This is a genomic window from Lactobacillus sp. UMNPBX12, assembly GCF_002553955.1.
GTDB lineage: Bacteria > Bacillota > Bacilli > Lactobacillales > Lactobacillaceae > Lactobacillus > Lactobacillus crispatus.
The window spans coordinates 1-14,811 of sequence record NZ_PCYY01000031.1 but is presented as its reverse complement, the minus strand read 5'-3'; the positions used below and the strand labels follow the sequence as shown (position 1 = coordinate 14,811).

The following is a 14,811-nucleotide window of genomic DNA, read 5'->3' as shown; positions in this document are numbered from 1 at the left end:
GTAGACGTTGGTAAGAGAAATGGAAAGCACGAATAGTCCAAAATGTATGAAAATAAAACATAGTCATACATTTGCTTACATTTTTCATAGCAGTGAACTTGTACGCTACTTGAAGTTGTCTGATTATGCTACTGATAAATAAAATTAAAGAGCTCAAGAATGCTTTAATGATGAAGCATCTTGAGCCTTTTGATTTTTAGTAAAAAAATATCCAAGACCGAAATCTTGGATACTCATTGGAGCTGGAACTGTGCTTGATGAGGCAACTGCTAGAATTTCAGGAGCTAGATTCGTTGTTAGCCCATCTTTTAACGAAAATACTGCTAAGGAATGCAATCTGTATGCGGTTCCTTACATGCCCGGTTGCTTTAGTCCAACGGAAATTCAATCTGCTTTAACTTATGGTGCTGACGTAGTCAAAATCTTCCCAGGTTCAATTGCTGGTAAAGGCATTATTTCTGAAATTCATGGACCTTTCCCATATGTTAATGTAATGCCAAGTGGTGGTGTATCATTAGGAAATATGCATGAATGGTTTGCTAGTGGTGCCCATGTTGTTGGTGTAGGTGGCGGATTAGTTGGACCTGCTAAAAATGATGATTATAAAGCTGTATTGCATAATGCTCAAGCTTTTCATAATGAATTTCAAAGTATTATTTGTGCCAACTCAGCTGTTACTAGGAAGGTGCCAGTGAAGGCATAGTTTTTTTGGGGGGAATATGACACCCCTATTTAAAAAATAAATTAATGAAATAAAAAAACGTCGAATCCATTCAGATTCGGCGTTTTTGATTAACTAAATATATTTGTTACTTAGTAGTTGAAACGTATGATGATAATACATCCTTCAAGTCGCTATCCTTGATTGAAACGTCAGCCTTCTTCAAAACAGTAGCAATAACGTCTTTCATAGTAGCTTGGTCTTGAGCCATTGATGCGTAAATTTGATCATCAATAGCCTTCTTGTGGTCAGCAAACTTACCCTTAGCTGGGTGGCTGATCATCTTGATTACGTGGTAACCAGATTGTGACTTAACTGGAGTTGAAGTAACTTCACCAGTCTTAAGCTTGAAGGCAGCGGTCTTGAATGAGCTGTCTAAAGTGGTGTCGGTTGAGTCAAATGATGGCAATTTACCAGCCTTGTTCTTAGTAGCAGTATCAAGTGAGTACTTCTTAGCTAAAACCTTGAAGCTCTTGCCATCTTTCAATTGCTTGATGATGCTTTGAGCAGTTGACTTCTTAGCAACCAAGATGTGTTGAACAGTTACCTTAGGTTGGTAGCTCTTCCAAGCTTGTTGTTCTTGCTTCTTAGTAACTTTCTTAATGTGCTTCAATGCTTGTTCAGAAAGAAGGTTAGTCTTAATGTTTTGCTTGAAGCTTGAAGCAGTCATACCGTTTTGTTGTAAAACAGCACTAAATTGTGAGCCGTATTGCTTCTTGTAGTTGTTGTATTGCTTGTCGACTTTCTTTTGAGATACGTACTTGCCGTATTGTTGTTCCAAAGCGCGGTTGATGATCATGTTAGCCAAAGTTGACTTACCAGCTTGTGACTTCTTCATTTCATCATAGTATTGTTCTTGAGTAATCTTGCCACCCTTGTATGAAGCAACAGTAGCTTTAGTGCCGCTATTAGAACAAGCAGCAGTTGATAATGCAACGCCAGCTACAGCTACGACTGCAGCAATTTTTTTTATATAACTCTTCATAAAAATAATATCTCCACATCCTTAAATAAGTAACTGTTCATTAATATACCATAAAAAAGGGCGTTTCGTTTTTAAATTACGAATTTTCACAGAAAAATCAAATTTTCTTTATTTTTTCTTAGTTCTTTGTGTCTTGTGAGTTAGTATCTGGCACGATGTTTTCCAAATCTTGGTTCAATTTATCGCTCTTTTTTTCTATGCGGTTAACGATAGGTTGAATATGGTCGGAATAATGTTCAACACTATCATTAATATCACTAATTGTACGTTCAGCTGTTGGCATTTGTTCATTTAATTCTTGACTAGCCTTTTTAGCTTTTTGCAAGGCAGAATTAAAGCGTTGGCTTTCATGTTTAATTGCTTCGAACTCATCTTTTAATGGCTTGCCTGGGCGATTACCATTGCTATCTTTCATACAGGAAAAAACTAGCCCAGCTGTTGCACCAAAAACTGTGCCTAATAAGAAATGTTTCATTTTTAACCTCTAAAATTGTGCCTTAATTTTGTTAGCAACTTCGTTGTATTTAGCTTCATCGTATTTGTCAGCGTTGTTGCGGGTCATCAGCTTCAAGCCGTCGCCTTCAAAACGAGGAATGAAGTGAATGTGTGAGTGCATAACTACTTGATTTGCGGCCTTACCATTATTAGTAGTAATGTTCATTGCAGTAACATTAGGGAAGGCTGCCTTAATTGCATTAGCAATTTCAGGAATATATTGTAAGTAGCGTTGTGCGTCTTCCTTGGTGTAGTCAAACAAGTTAACGATGTGCTTTTTTGGCACCATTAAGGTGTGGCCTGGGTTAACTTGAGAAATATCTAAGAAGGCCTTAACATCGTCATTTTCAAAAACGGTATAGCTAGGAATTTCACCGCGGATAATTTTGCAGAATAAACAATCTTTGTCTAAATTTTCCATAATAAAACCTCATATCCTTGTACTTTAGTTTACTATTAAATCCATGCTATCATAATAAAGGTATAAATTCAGTAAAGAAAGATAGGAAAAATGACATTAAAAATTGAACATTTAACGGGAGGCTACACGGGTGTCCCGGTTATTAAAGATATTAATTTGGAAATTAAGCCGGGTGAGGCGCTGGGCTTAATTGGTTTAAATGGGGCCGGTAAATCAACCACAATTAAGCATATTTTAGGTTTGCTTAGACCGCAAAAAGGTAAGATCACTTTAAACGACGTAGTTTTGACGCAACAACCAACGAAGTTTAAGCGTGAAGTGGCTTATATTCCTGAAACACCAATTTTGTATCCAGAATTGACATTAAAAGAGCATTTGGAATTGACCATGCTTAGCTACAAATTGGATGAAAAGAAGGCTTGGGAAAGAGCACATGAACTGCTTAAGATGTTTAGACTTGATGACAAGCTGGAATGGTTGCCAATCCACTTTTCAAAAGGGATGCGCCAAAAGGTAATGATCGTTTCTGCTTTTTTAGCAGATACAAGTTTGCTCGTGATCGATGAGCCATTTACAGGACTTGATCCTTTGGCAGTTGCTAACTTAATCGATTTAATAAAAAAAGCAATTGCTGACAAAAAGATGGTCTTAATGACTACTCACGTTTTAGCTGATGCACAGCAAGCGATTTCGAATTATGCTGTGTTAAACCGCGGCACGATCGAAGTTGTGGGGAGTTTGCAAGAAATTCGTCAGCACTATGGCCTTAAGCCAGATGATCCTTTTGACAAGTTATACCTTGCTTTGAATAGAGAGGATAATGGCAATGCGTGAGTTAGCGAATAGAAGGTTGAGCGAGAATCTTAAACAATCAGTAAAATATTTGACGCTGGTGTTTAATGACTTCTTTATTTTAGCGTTGATCTTTTTGTTTGGGGCGCTGATGTTCTGGTATGCCCAAGCTATGCGCGTAATTCCCAATAATCTGTGGTTCTATAAGCCACTTGTCGGCTTTATCATGTGGTTGCCATTATTAGCTGGTCGATTAGTTACCTTATTAAAAGAGGCCGACATGCAATTTCTGTTTACGCAAGATGAACAAATGGGTGAATATCTGAAGCCGATGATTCGTTACAGTATGGTGCTGCCAACAATTCTGATTGTTTTGCTTGGCGGAATTCTGTTTCCGTTTGCGACGGTAAAAGCTGGAATCCCAGTTTGGGCATATGTAATCCTGATTATCAGCACTGTTTTATTAAAATTGTGTATGTTGCTGATTGAAAAAGAGAGTTTGTACTTCTACTACAATTGTCCGCAATGGATATTATTAGTGGTAACTCTGGAAGCTTTGTTGATTGGCTCACTAGGATCATTTATTTATCCAATTGAAGTTGTAGTATTAATGGTAATTACACATTTTGGTACTAAAAAAGAAAAGGGCGTCTTCAACTGGCGCTATGCAATTGAAACTGAACAAGCTAGAAAAGACCGCGTTTATTCAATTTTCAGTATGTTTACCGATGTGGCAGAAAAGCAAGTTACAATCAAACGCAGAAGATACCTCGACTTTCTTTTACCAAAATCATTGGCTAAGGAAAATCCTAATTTGTTCTTGTATCGGAGATCACTTTTGCGTAATCCAGAATACTTGAACTTATTAGTCAGAATGACTGTCTTTGCAATCTTGGTATCGTGGTTAGTGCAAGATTGGCGTTGGGCACTAGGCCTTTCATGCTTGGTAATCTTTTTAACGGTCTATCAATTATTGCCAATGGCAACAGAGTTTGACCGCAACTTCATGTACCGCGTTTACCCAATTAAACGGCAAAATCGTGGCAGGGACTTGGTAAAGGTGTTGACAATGGGCTTGTTTATTCAATGGCTCTTGATTAGTGTCTGCTGGTTAATTGTGCTACCAATTAATGTTAACTTGTTTGAAGCGATGGCAATTTTACTTGGTTTCACTATGATTGTAACTGCCACTTACTTGCCAGGCAGAGTTAAAAAAATGAATCAAAAAAATTTTGGAATTAGATAGGAATAGAGAATGAGATTAAGAAATAAACCTTGGGCTGTTAAGCTTGTAAACGACCATCCAGAAAGTGTTTTGCAAAATCCTGATCCTGAAAAAAAGATCGACTGGACTGAACGATTTGGTAATGATCATCCCATCGAAATTGAAGTAGGTTCTGGTAAGGGACATTTCATTACTACGTTAGCTGAACAAAATCCTGATAAAAATTATGTCGCATTAGAATTGCAAACTACGGCTGCGGGGATTATCTTGCGAACAAAGTTGGAAAAGGGCTTGGATAATTTACAAATCTTACGCGGGGATGCGGCTGACATCAACTGCTTCTTTCCAGCAAATAGCACCAATGTTATCTACTTGAATTTTAGTGATCCATGGCCAAAGACTCGTCATGAAAAGCGTCGTTTGACTTACAAGAGTTTTTTGAGCAAGTATGAACAAGTTCTGAAGCCAGAAGGACATATTGAATTTAAAACCGACAATGCGGGCTTGTATGCTTACTCTGTTCAGAGCTTGAATAATTATGGAATGAAGTTTGATTTTGTTTCAGTTGATCTTCATCATGAAAAGCCAGAGATTGTGGAAAAGAATATTGAAACAGAATACGAGCATAAATTTGCAGCTAAGGGTAATCCAATTTATGCTTTGCACGCTCATTTTGAGGATGAATAGTTTGAAGCGTCTAGAGTTACAGCAGATAAACTCTAGGCGTTTTTTAATGCTTTATTGGATAAAATCTTGCTACTAGCTCATCGCTTTAGTTATTTTGTTTTAGAATAGAACTGTAAGATTTCAGATTATTGGAGGGAAAATTATGGAAGATAAACCTTATTATGAACAAGAATATCACGAACCTAAAACTGATATTCCTAGACCAACTTTTGGACAAGCATTCAAACTTTTGTTTACTGCACCATTTAAGTGGAATGCACGTAGTATTCGTCGTGGATTTTGGTATGCCTATGTTTGGGCAATTATTTTGCGAGTCATTTTAGCAGCATGTTCAGCTACGGCATATTCAATTGATGGCATTACTTATTAAAGTAATGAATTCTTCTTATTAACGCAGTTTCAACTGGTACACTTATTATTCAAATAATTATCTATCTACTGATTATTTGGATCTTATTAGGCTTACTTGGCTTTACCATAAGAAGATTGCATGATACTGACCACACCGGTTGGTGGTACTGGATCTCGGTTATTCCATTTGGGTATTTGTTTTTACTTTACTTCATGGTTTTGCCAACTGTTGAAAAACCAGTTCGTTGGGGCAGTTATCTATTTAAAGAAAAGAAATAATTGTAAGATTCAATTTCTAGCTTTTTAGTTAAAGAATGGTTATAATAATATCAACTTATAAAAAGTAAGAAATACATGAGGTATGAAAAATGGAAAAGATTAAAGAATTAACTGAAGATCAATTAAAGGAAATTACTAAAGAAGGACGTACTGTGCTTGAATTCTCAGCTGATTGGTGCCCAGACTGCAAGTTTCTTGCTCCATTTATGCCTGAAATTGAAAAAGATTTTTCTGATGCAAAATTCTACGAAATTGACCGCGACGGTTCAATTGACATAGCAAAAAAATTAATGATTATGGGAATTCCTTCATTTGTTGTCTACCAAGATGGCAAAGAAATTGGTAGACTAGTAAATAAGGACCGTAAAACTAAAGATGAAGTGGAAAACTTTTTACGATCACTTGACTAATAGAGGAGAATAAAAAAGCATGATTACTAGTACTAATAAAGAAGCTTATCCTAACACTTTGATCGTTATCTTAGGTCACGATGAAGGCCGTAGCTCATTTGAGGAAAAAGAAGACGTTACTCGCGTAACTAACGATGAAGGCAAGACCATTGGTTACAACTTCTTCAACGTTGATAAGTTAGTTGACTTTGATAAGTTACCAAATGGTCCAGTTAAGTTGTCAGACGATGAGCTTGTTGCACTGAACAAGAAGCTTGATGAAGTTGGTTTTACTGACAAGTTAGCATATGGCAAGCCAACTTTAGTTTATGGCTACGTTAAGACTTGTGAACCACACCCTGATTCAGATCACTTGCACGTAACTACTGTTGAGGTTGCTGATGGTGAAGAACACCAAATCGTTTGTGGTGCACCAAATATCGCTCAAGGTCAAAAAGCAGTTGTTGCACTTCCAGGTACTTTAATGCCAAATGGTGCACAAATTTGGCCAGGTGAATTGCGCGGTGTTGATTCATACGGCATGATTTGTTCAGCTCGTGAATTAGGTTTGCCACACGCACCACAAAAGCGCGGGATCATGGTTGTTCCTGATAGCTTCGAAGTTGGTGCAGAATTTGAACCAACTAAGTGTGATGAACTGATCGCTAGTGGTGAAATTACTTTATAATTTGAATAAAGCAAAAATAAAAAGTTGACCAGTTGGTGCAAAAAAGCTAATTGATCAACTTTTTTATTTTGTCTAAGAAAAGCCACCAGTTTCACCTTTTAAGGAGCTAGTGAACCGATTTTGTGGGAAATAGTTTTACCCGTAAGATCTTTAATGATCAAATGATCGACAGTATTAACATAATTGTCGTTTTCATCATAGATTTCTTTTGATTTTAAAAATTTTAGCATAAGAAAAATGGTAAAATAGTTAACGAATAAAAACGTTGAAATTTCGAGGGTAAATAAATGTTAGACAAGAATAAGCAAATTTGGTTCATTGGTATTAAGGGTACAGGTATGGCATCCCTTGCCTTGCTTTTACATGACTTAGGCTATGATGTAGCAGGTAGTGACATTGAAAAATATACCTTTACGCAAGTGCCACTTGAAAATGTGGGCATTGATGTTAAAAACTTTAACCCGGATAACATCAAGAGCAATGATGAACAAGTAATTGTTAAAGGGAATGCTTTTAAAGAAGACAATCCAGAAGTTAAAGCTTGCCTTGAAAAGGGTGTTAAGTGGCAATCATATCCAGATACTGTTGAAGAAATTGTGCAAATGCATACTTCAATTGGTATTTCAGGCACTCACGGCAAGACCTCAACTACCAGTCTTTTATCACACGTCTTAGGTGAAGTTGCCCCAACTTCATACTTAATCGGTGATGGTCGCGGCAAGGGCGTGGCAAATTCACGTTTCTTTGTTTATGAAGCTGATGAATATCGTCGTCACTTCTTGGCATATCACCCAGATTACCAAATTATGACTAACATCGACTTTGACCACCCAGACTACTTCAAGGATCAAGACGATTACACCAGCGCATTCCAATCAGCAGCTGATCAAACTAAGAAGGCATTGTTTGTATGGGGCGATGACAAGCGTCTTCAAAGCCTTAAGACTGATATTCCTAAATACACTTACGGCTTTAACGATACTGATGACTTCCAAGCTACTGACATTAAGAAGTCAACTACTGGTTCTAGGTTCCATGTTTTAGCACATGGCAAGGATCTTGGCGAATTTGAAATTCACTTGTTTGGTGACCACAGCATTTTGAACTCAACTGCTGTTATTGCGGTTGCCTACACTGAAAAGGTACCAATGGATGACATTCGTGATGGTCTTCTTACCTTCAAGGGTGCTAAGCGTAGATTTAGCGAAAAAGACTTTGGCGACATTGCAGTTATTGATGACTATGCTCACCACCCAACTGAAATGCGTGCAACTATCCAAGCTGCTCGTCAAAAGTTCCCAGACAAGAAGTTGGTTGTCGTCTTCCAACCACACACTTTCTCAAGAACTAAGAAGTACCAAAAGGACTTCGAAGAAATTTTACGTGGTGTAGATAAGGCTTACGTAACTCCAATTTATGCTTCAGCTCGTGAAGCTAATGGTGATATTTCAAGTGAAGACTTGGTTAAGAATATCCCAGGTTCAGAAGTTATCGACTTAAACAATATTGCTGACTTAACTAAGAATAAGAATTCAGTCATTGTCTTTATGGGTGCAGGTGATATTCCTAAGTATGAAGATGCTTTTGAAAAGTTGCTTTAATTGAAAGATAAGCATGAAAAAAACTGTTCTCAATAAGAGAGCAGTTTTTATTTTGGCTAATCTTTGATTTTATCCTTGAGATCCAGGCTCTTTTCATAAATAAAGTAACCGATGATGCAGGTGATGATATCACTGGCTGCTTGAGCCCAAACGATACCGTGGTAGCCAAATGTGACTTTTAGAATTTCTAATGCGATAAAGTAGACAACGCCTTGACGAGTAATTGCCATGATGAAGGCAGCCCAAGCATTACCAACTGATTGGAAGACGGTAGTGTAAACTAAAATGATACCAACGATTGGTGTGGTAATAATAGTGGCAATTAACATATAACTACCAGCGTTGACGATATCTGGTTGATTCATAAATAGAGCGGTGACTGGACGAGCAAATAAAATTAATAATCCGCCTGAAATTACAGCATAAACAACTTGCACAAGAATATCGAAGTTTAGAGTTTTCTTTAATCGTTTCCAGTTTTTAGCACCATAGTTGTAACCAATTAAAGGTTGTGAACCAAAGGCAAAACCAACGATTACCAAGATAACGATACTGTAAATCTTTTGGGTGATTCCCATTGCGGCAACTTTGTTTGCACCGTATAGAGCTAAAGATGAGTTAAGAAGTGCCATGCCAAAGCTTTGAGCGAAGTTGGTGATTGAACCGGGGATGCCGATTGCTACGATATCTTTGATTGTTTTGCCGCTAATTTTGCTATATTTTAGCTTTAATTTGATGTAGTCAGTTTTGTATAAAACGTAGTAAATGAGAATAGCATCAGTGACTAGATAACCTGTAACGTTGGCAATCCCAACACCGATTGCACCCATTTTGAAAACAAACAAGAAAATAGGATCAAGGATGATAGCTAAAATGGTTCCTGTCATTGTAGCAACCATTGCTTGGGTAGCTAAGCCTTCCGTTCTGATTAAGTTCTGCGGAATGATTGAGAAGATAATTAGCGCAGCGCCAATTGATATTACACGATAAAAATCGGCAGCATCTTGATAGGTGGCAGCTTTTGCTCCTAAAAGATGAAGGATCGGATTTTCAAAAATTAGTAAAATAGCTGTTAAGATTAAACCGGTGACAATTCCACCAATCATACAAAAACTACTTACGCGTTTACTCAAGGCATAATTCTTTTCGCCGAATAAACGCGAAATCAATGAAGAACCACCGAGACCAAAAATGTCGGAAACGGCAATTAAAAAGGTAAAGAGCGGGGCACCGATCGTGATTCCTGCTACCAAGTTTGTATCACCAGTTTTGGCAACAAACATTGTGTCTGCCAGGTTGTAGATCATGGTAGTGATCATCCCTAGAACAACTGGCAATGCTAGCTTAAAGTAGACCTTTTTGATCGGGGCTTTAGCAAATAATTCATCCATAAATTTTCTCCTACATTGAAAAAAGCGACCTAGAAAGATACTTTGAGGTAAACCTCACGATTCTAGGTCGCCATATATTATCGTTAATTTAATTTTAGCATATTATCTTAATTAGCAAGGTGATTATCTAAATTGAAGTTGCCTTGGAATTCATCTGTGGTGCTTTCTTGATCCATACCATATTCAGCGTCGTCGCCCCAGTAAATGTATTGTGCGTTTTTACCTTTGGTGCCAGCAATTCTGAAGTAAAGTGCAGCGCTGTCGCCTTTACCAGTGGTCTTGGTGGCATCTACCTTAACTTTTTGACCAATCTTGAGCAACTTGCTAGTTGACTTGAGCTTATTATTTAAAACGTGGATCTTGTTTAAAATAGTGGCTGTAGTGGTGCCAGAAGCTTGGTAAAGAGTGTTGCCGTTAACAAAACCAGCATTTGAAGCATAAATATAAGCACCGTTGCCTAAAGCATAAAAAGGCTTGCCCTTGATAGTGGTTGTATTCAAACTTCTTTTCTTAGATCCGCTAAGATTTGCAAAGTAGAAAAATACGTCATTCTTAGTTGTGGCGTGGGTTTTAGCTGGCGTTTTAACTAGCATATATTTAGGAATAAGCGACATACCGTTGAAAGTAGTGCGGTGACCGTTTTTATCATAAATGCGAGAGTTGGAACTTAAGATTAAAACATTTTGTCCATCCATTGAGCTAACATTCAAAGATTTGATGTAGCGTTTTTTACCGATGTTAACGTAAGAAGCGGTAGTGTAGTGGTAGTTCTTAGAAGTTTTTGCATCTACTTTTTTACCTTGGATCAGGATAGGCTTGCCATAATATTTAATGAAAAACGCCCGAAAATCCCCGTATTTTAATGCGGGGATGGATAGGGCCAAGCTGACCTAGCAGTCAGCTTTTTTTATTCTAAAAATAGAGACATACGTTCGACTTCCCTGTACAATATAAATATCTAATCTACAGAAGGAGGTGAAATCATGAAGAGAATGAGCAGCTTAGCCTATCATTTTGGCGTTAAGCTTCGCTTTTATCCTAGTTCTAAGCAAAAGAAAATCATTAAGTTGAACTATGATGCGCAACGCTTTGTCTACAACTCTTATGTAGGACGTAATCGAAGCAATTATCATGCTAAGCACTACTTAGCTGTTAGACAATATCAAGCAATGCCCTTTGCTTTTTCTGCTCTTAATAGCTATGAAGCTAGGTTGGCAGAAGAAGTAGTCACTAATAGCGAACTATTGGCTAAGCCTAAGAATATCCGCGATACTTATAGCTTTTTACGCGTTAAAGAAATTGATAGCCTCGCTATTGCCAATGCGATTCAGAACTACCAGAAGGCTTGGAGCAACTATCGCAAGATTGGTCATGGAATCCCAACTTTCCATAAAAAACGCAGCGACTGGTCATATCAGACCAACTGTCAATATCCTAAGCAAAAAGAAGCTTTTCTTGATAACGGGACAGCTAGATTTATTGATGCTAAACATATTAAACTGCCTAAACTGGGTATCGTCCGCATTGCTGGTTTTAGAAGGCTAATCAAAGAGCGTTTGCTTAATCATATCCCAACTCGTATTGGAACAGTCACGATTAAAAAGACCGCTGACGAGCAATTCTACTTATCAATGCAATTAGGCAGCGATATTGCCTTTGTTAAAGCCTTGCCTAAGACGCAAAGTCAAATTGGCATTGACCTTAACCTTGATAATTTCTTAACAGCATCTAACGGAGCAATGGTTGCTAATCCACGATTTTATTGCAAAACCAAAAAGAAGCTTGCCCATGCCCAACGAGTATTATCTCGCAGACAGCGCCGGGCTAAAAAAGAAGGACGCAATTTGCGGCTAGCAAAAAACTATCAAAAGCAGCGTTTAGTTGTAGCTAAACTGCACGACAAGATCAGAAGACAGCGTAATGACTTCTTGCAAGTACTCTCAACTGCACTAATCAAAAACCACGATTTAGTAGTTGCCGAGGAACTAAGAAGCAGAAATCTGTTAAAGAATCATGCCTTGTCTCAAGCCATTTCTGATGTTGGTTGGCGTAGTTTCCTGAACATGCTGGCTTATAAGGCAGATCTATATGGCAAAGAATTTCTAACAATTGATCCTAAGTACACCACCCAAAGATGCCATCAATGTGGCAGTATTATGGGACAAAATAGCTATAAGAAATTAACCCTTAAGGATCGGGAATGGACGTGCCCAATCTGTCAGACGCACCATATTCGCGATTGGAATGCGGCAGTGAATATTCTAGAAAAAGGATTAGGCAAGTGGCAGAATCCTAAAATAAAAGAAGCAGCCTTATTCGGGACTGCAGTCCGCTAGCAACTCACGGACTCAAAAGGCTTTGGTAATTAGACGACCTCTATCGGCAATAGCCAAAAGATTATTGCTGGTAAGTCAAGTCCGTATCTAAGCAAGTTGGTGTTCTGGTTGGCGCAAGCTAACGAGCCACTAAGCCCTAGACTTCAGTCTAGGGTAGTTGACAACTTGAGCCTGATTTAACCGTTGAAGCAACAGTCATCTTCTTGCCATTGACTTTTTGGGTAGTGGTAGTGGTATTGCCTTTGCTGTTGAAGACTTGAACTGTGCCGTTAAAGGATTTCTTGAGAGTAACTTTACCTTTTTGTGATTGCGTAGCTGCTTGAACTGTGTGAACAGGTTGATTGATAATAGCAGCTGCTGGTGCAACACTGATTAATAAAGCTGCTGCGATAGTTGCTAATTTTTTAGTAGTCATATTTGTCTCCTTTGTAATAATCCATTAAGTTGATTTTAGCACTTATGAGACTATAAAAATAACCTCGAAACTCAAACGTTTTCGGGGTTATTTGATTTTATTCACTTAAGTACTTAGGATCAATAAATTTATTGATCACGTTGTTAACTTTCTTTGAATTATCGTACTTGCGGATAATGTTCAAGAAGTCTTGCGTGGTTGCTTGCTTCAAGTAGTAAGTTTGGTAGTAATCGTGTAAAGCATCAAAAAACTTATTTTCACCCATGGCTACTTTTAAAACAGCAGGGAAATCCATACCAAGTTCGTAAGCCATGTCTTCAGTATCAACACCTTTTGGTGGATTATTAACAGGGTAGTTGATGTAGTTGGCCTTTTGATTCTTATTAATGAATTGGTTAGCATTTTCTTTTAAGATCTTGTTAGCACGCTTGACGTTCTTACGAGTGTAGAACTTGCTGTGCATCAGTTTAGCACAGTAGGACTTACTCTTAGTGTAGGTCAAATCGTAAACGCCAGGTTGGTAAGACCTTCGTCAAGCCAAGGTTCCATGTATTCGTCGCTGCCGACAGTGCCGTAGAACCATTGGTGACCAACTTCGTGAGAAACATCTTCAGTTAATTCATTATATCTATCAAGTGGGTGCTTCTTTTGTAAAAAGCCACTAGCGTCGATCATGATCAAGCCAGGATATTCCATCCCACCGGTATCTTTGCCAAGCAAGGTTTCAGTAATATCGATTTCTTTGTAAGGATATTTGCCGATCTTCTTGGTAAAAATGTGGAAACTGTCTTGAGCAGTCATTAAAGCTAGCTTGTTGTATTGCTTGCTGTTTTTGCTTGCAAGGTAGTAGTCGTTGATTCTTACGCCGTTTGCATAAGCGTGATCAACCTTGAATTTGTTGGAAGCTGTGATGCCGACTTCACGCATGTTGTTGGCAACAATTGTGGTTTTACCATTCTTAGTGGTATTTTGACCAGAAGCTGCAACCTTGTAGCTCTTAGGTGCAAAGAAACTAACGTGGAAGTTGCTTACAGCACTGTTGCGGTTTTTCACCAGCATCGTAGTATGGGTGATAATTCCACTTACCGTTGCGATAATCGCTTAAGTATGGGAAACAGAATGACAGGTTATAAACCTTACCGCCGTTGATATTTTGGTAGCCAAAACGATCTTGTCTCTTAGGTACACCGGTAACTACGTTGACAGTTAAATCAGTAGATTCACCTGTATTTAGACTTTTGTTAACAAATAAATTGCTCTTGTCTTTACCGGTAGTGTAAGAAAGCTTTTGACCATCTGATGAAATGCTTTTAACTGAAGTTGTCGCATTTCTTGTAGCCTCAAAATGCTTGTGGTCGTATTTCAACACGCCGCTAGCAATATTTCTAACCAATAAATTTTTAATGAAAAACGCCCGAAAATCTCCGTATTTTAATGCGGGGATGGATAGGGCTTACCGTCTCTAACGGCATTGTAGATCTGGTCATTAATGTACTTTTCTACTACTTCTTTAGACATATTCCCTACCGTGCCAAAGTAATAGCTGGGTGACCATAAATGTCCGCCCCACATCTTGTTTTGCTTAATTTCGGGATGATTCTTGAAGAATAAAAAAGCACTTCTTCCTTTGAGTGCTTTGACTACGCTTGAACCTGATTTTGATGGTCTAAAGCTGATAAGCAAATGAATATGTTCAGGCATTACCTCCATTTTTTCAATTTTGATTTGATTATCTTCAGCTATTTGCTTGAGCAGGTCTCGCATCTCTTGTGCAAGGTCTTGGTTAGTAAAGATTTGATTGCGGTATTTAGTACACCAAATTAGATGATAGTGTGCATTATAGACGTAGTGTTTTTCATAGCCTGCGTCTTTTATTTTGTCTTTTTTATTATTCATAGTCTAATATCCTTTCGTCTACTATGTATCTATTTACTGCTGATTATAAGATATACATAGGCTATAATCAAATTACAATAATACAAGTCATGTGGTGATAAGTCAATGTAAATTGTAAATTTTATTTTTAATTAGTTTG

General features: G+C 37.9%; 18 protein-coding genes and 2 pseudogenes. 10 read left to right on the top strand and 10 right to left on the bottom strand.

The window, feature by feature from the left end; all coding sequences use genetic code 11:
- Window positions 1-229: 229 nt before the first annotated feature.
- Complete coding sequence (locus CP363_RS09615; protein WP_098036187.1) at window positions 230-703, top strand: aldolase; 474 nt, start codon at window positions 230-232, stop codon at window positions 701-703.
- Between the two features lie 106 nt (window positions 704-809).
- Here the strand turns inward: CP363_RS09615 and CP363_RS09610 are convergent, their stop codons facing one another.
- The 3 genes from CP363_RS09610 to CP363_RS09600 all read right to left on the bottom strand — a co-directional run bounded on the left by CP363_RS09610 (window position 810) and on the right by CP363_RS09600 (window position 2,622).
- Window positions 810-1,706 (bottom strand): peptidylprolyl isomerase PrsA, encoded by an 897-nt coding sequence (locus CP363_RS09610; protein ID WP_023488438.1) that lies wholly within the window; start codon window positions 1,704-1,706, stop codon window positions 810-812.
- 118 nt (window positions 1,707-1,824) lie between these two features.
- Entirely contained in the window at window positions 1,825-2,181 is a 357-nt protein-coding gene (locus tag CP363_RS09605) for a hypothetical protein (RefSeq protein WP_005718108.1), read from the bottom strand.
- Between the two features lie 9 nt (window positions 2,182-2,190).
- A complete protein-coding gene (locus CP363_RS09600) occupies window positions 2,191-2,622 on the bottom strand; it encodes an HIT family protein (protein WP_005718109.1) in 432 nt (143 codons plus the stop codon).
- Between the two features lie 90 nt (window positions 2,623-2,712).
- On the opposite strand from CP363_RS09600, the gene CP363_RS09595 reads away from it, so the two are divergent.
- The 8 genes from CP363_RS09595 (at window position 2,713) to murC (ending at window position 8,634) form a co-directional block, all read left to right on the top strand.
- On the top strand, window positions 2,713-3,456 hold the full coding sequence (locus CP363_RS09595; protein WP_089145807.1) for an ABC transporter ATP-binding protein: 744 nt from the start codon (window positions 2,713-2,715) through the stop codon (window positions 3,454-3,456).
- Window positions 3,449-4,660, top strand: a complete 1,212-nt coding sequence (locus CP363_RS09590) for an ABC transporter permease (RefSeq protein WP_098036186.1) — start codon at window positions 3,449-3,451, stop codon at window positions 4,658-4,660. Before CP363_RS09595 ends, CP363_RS09590 begins: the two co-directional genes overlap by 8 nt.
- Window positions 4,661-4,669: 9 nt before the next feature.
- Complete coding sequence (gene trmB, locus CP363_RS09585) at window positions 4,670-5,326, top strand: tRNA (guanosine(46)-N7)-methyltransferase TrmB (protein WP_005718114.1); 657 nt, start codon at window positions 4,670-4,672, stop codon at window positions 5,324-5,326.
- Window positions 5,327-5,468: 142 nt separating this feature from the next.
- Window positions 5,469-5,696 (top strand): hypothetical protein, encoded by a 228-nt coding sequence (locus tag CP363_RS11040; protein ID WP_223845417.1) that lies wholly within the window; start codon window positions 5,469-5,471, stop codon window positions 5,694-5,696.
- A 53-nt stretch (window positions 5,697-5,749) separates the two neighbouring features.
- A complete protein-coding gene (locus CP363_RS11035) occupies window positions 5,750-5,956 on the top strand; it encodes a DUF805 domain-containing protein (RefSeq protein WP_223845460.1) in 207 nt (68 codons plus the stop codon).
- Window positions 5,957-6,045: 89 nt separating this feature from the next.
- Window positions 6,046-6,366: a thioredoxin family protein gene (locus tag CP363_RS09575; RefSeq protein ID WP_005718117.1), complete on the top strand. Its 321-nt coding sequence runs from the start codon at window positions 6,046-6,048 to the stop codon at window positions 6,364-6,366.
- A gap of 19 nt (window positions 6,367-6,385) precedes the next feature.
- Window positions 6,386-7,033: a YtpR family tRNA-binding protein gene (gene ytpR / locus CP363_RS09570; protein ID WP_098036185.1), complete on the top strand. Its 648-nt coding sequence runs from the start codon at window positions 6,386-6,388 to the stop codon at window positions 7,031-7,033.
- 287 nt (window positions 7,034-7,320) lie between these two features.
- Window positions 7,321-8,634 (top strand): UDP-N-acetylmuramate--L-alanine ligase, encoded by a 1,314-nt coding sequence (murC, locus tag CP363_RS09565; protein WP_098034869.1) that lies wholly within the window; start codon window positions 7,321-7,323, stop codon window positions 8,632-8,634.
- Between the two features lie 56 nt (window positions 8,635-8,690).
- Here the strand turns inward: murC and CP363_RS09560 are convergent, their stop codons facing one another.
- Window positions 8,691-10,025 (bottom strand): MATE family efflux transporter, encoded by a 1,335-nt coding sequence (locus CP363_RS09560; RefSeq protein ID WP_098036184.1) that lies wholly within the window; start codon window positions 10,023-10,025, stop codon window positions 8,691-8,693.
- A gap of 107 nt (window positions 10,026-10,132) precedes the next feature.
- A pseudogene (locus CP363_RS09555) lies at window positions 10,133-10,855 on the bottom strand (cell surface protein); the annotation flags it as partial.
- 153 nt (window positions 10,856-11,008) lie between these two features.
- Between CP363_RS09555 and CP363_RS09550 the strand changes: the two are divergent.
- On the top strand, window positions 11,009-12,361 hold the full coding sequence (locus CP363_RS09550) for an RNA-guided endonuclease TnpB family protein (protein ID WP_098036183.1): 1,353 nt from the start codon (window positions 11,009-11,011) through the stop codon (window positions 12,359-12,361).
- Window positions 12,362-12,524: 163 nt separating this feature from the next.
- On the opposite strand, the pseudogene CP363_RS09545 reads toward CP363_RS09550, so the two are convergent.
- From CP363_RS09545 to tnpA, 5 genes and pseudogenes are all read right to left on the bottom strand, one after another.
- Window positions 12,525-12,776 (bottom strand): annotated as a pseudogene (locus CP363_RS09545) (cell surface protein); the annotation flags it as partial.
- Window positions 12,777-12,873: 97 nt separating this feature from the next.
- Entirely contained in the window at window positions 12,874-13,278 is a 405-nt protein-coding gene (locus CP363_RS11030) for a hypothetical protein (RefSeq protein WP_233187160.1), read from the bottom strand.
- On the bottom strand, window positions 13,275-13,829 hold the full coding sequence (locus CP363_RS11025; protein WP_233187159.1) for a M1 family aminopeptidase: 555 nt from the start codon (window positions 13,827-13,829) through the stop codon (window positions 13,275-13,277). Before CP363_RS11025 ends, CP363_RS11030 begins: the two co-directional genes overlap by 4 nt.
- Complete coding sequence (locus CP363_RS09535) at window positions 13,789-14,169, bottom strand: hypothetical protein (protein ID WP_098036182.1); 381 nt, start codon at window positions 14,167-14,169, stop codon at window positions 13,789-13,791. Before CP363_RS09535 ends, CP363_RS11025 begins: the two co-directional genes overlap by 41 nt.
- Before the next feature lie 38 nt (window positions 14,170-14,207).
- The gene (gene tnpA, locus CP363_RS09530; protein WP_025005294.1) at window positions 14,208-14,672 is read right to left on the bottom strand and encodes an IS200/IS605 family transposase; all 465 of its coding nucleotides are present in this window, start codon (window positions 14,670-14,672) and stop codon (window positions 14,208-14,210) included.
- Window positions 14,673-14,811 lie beyond the last annotated feature (139 nt).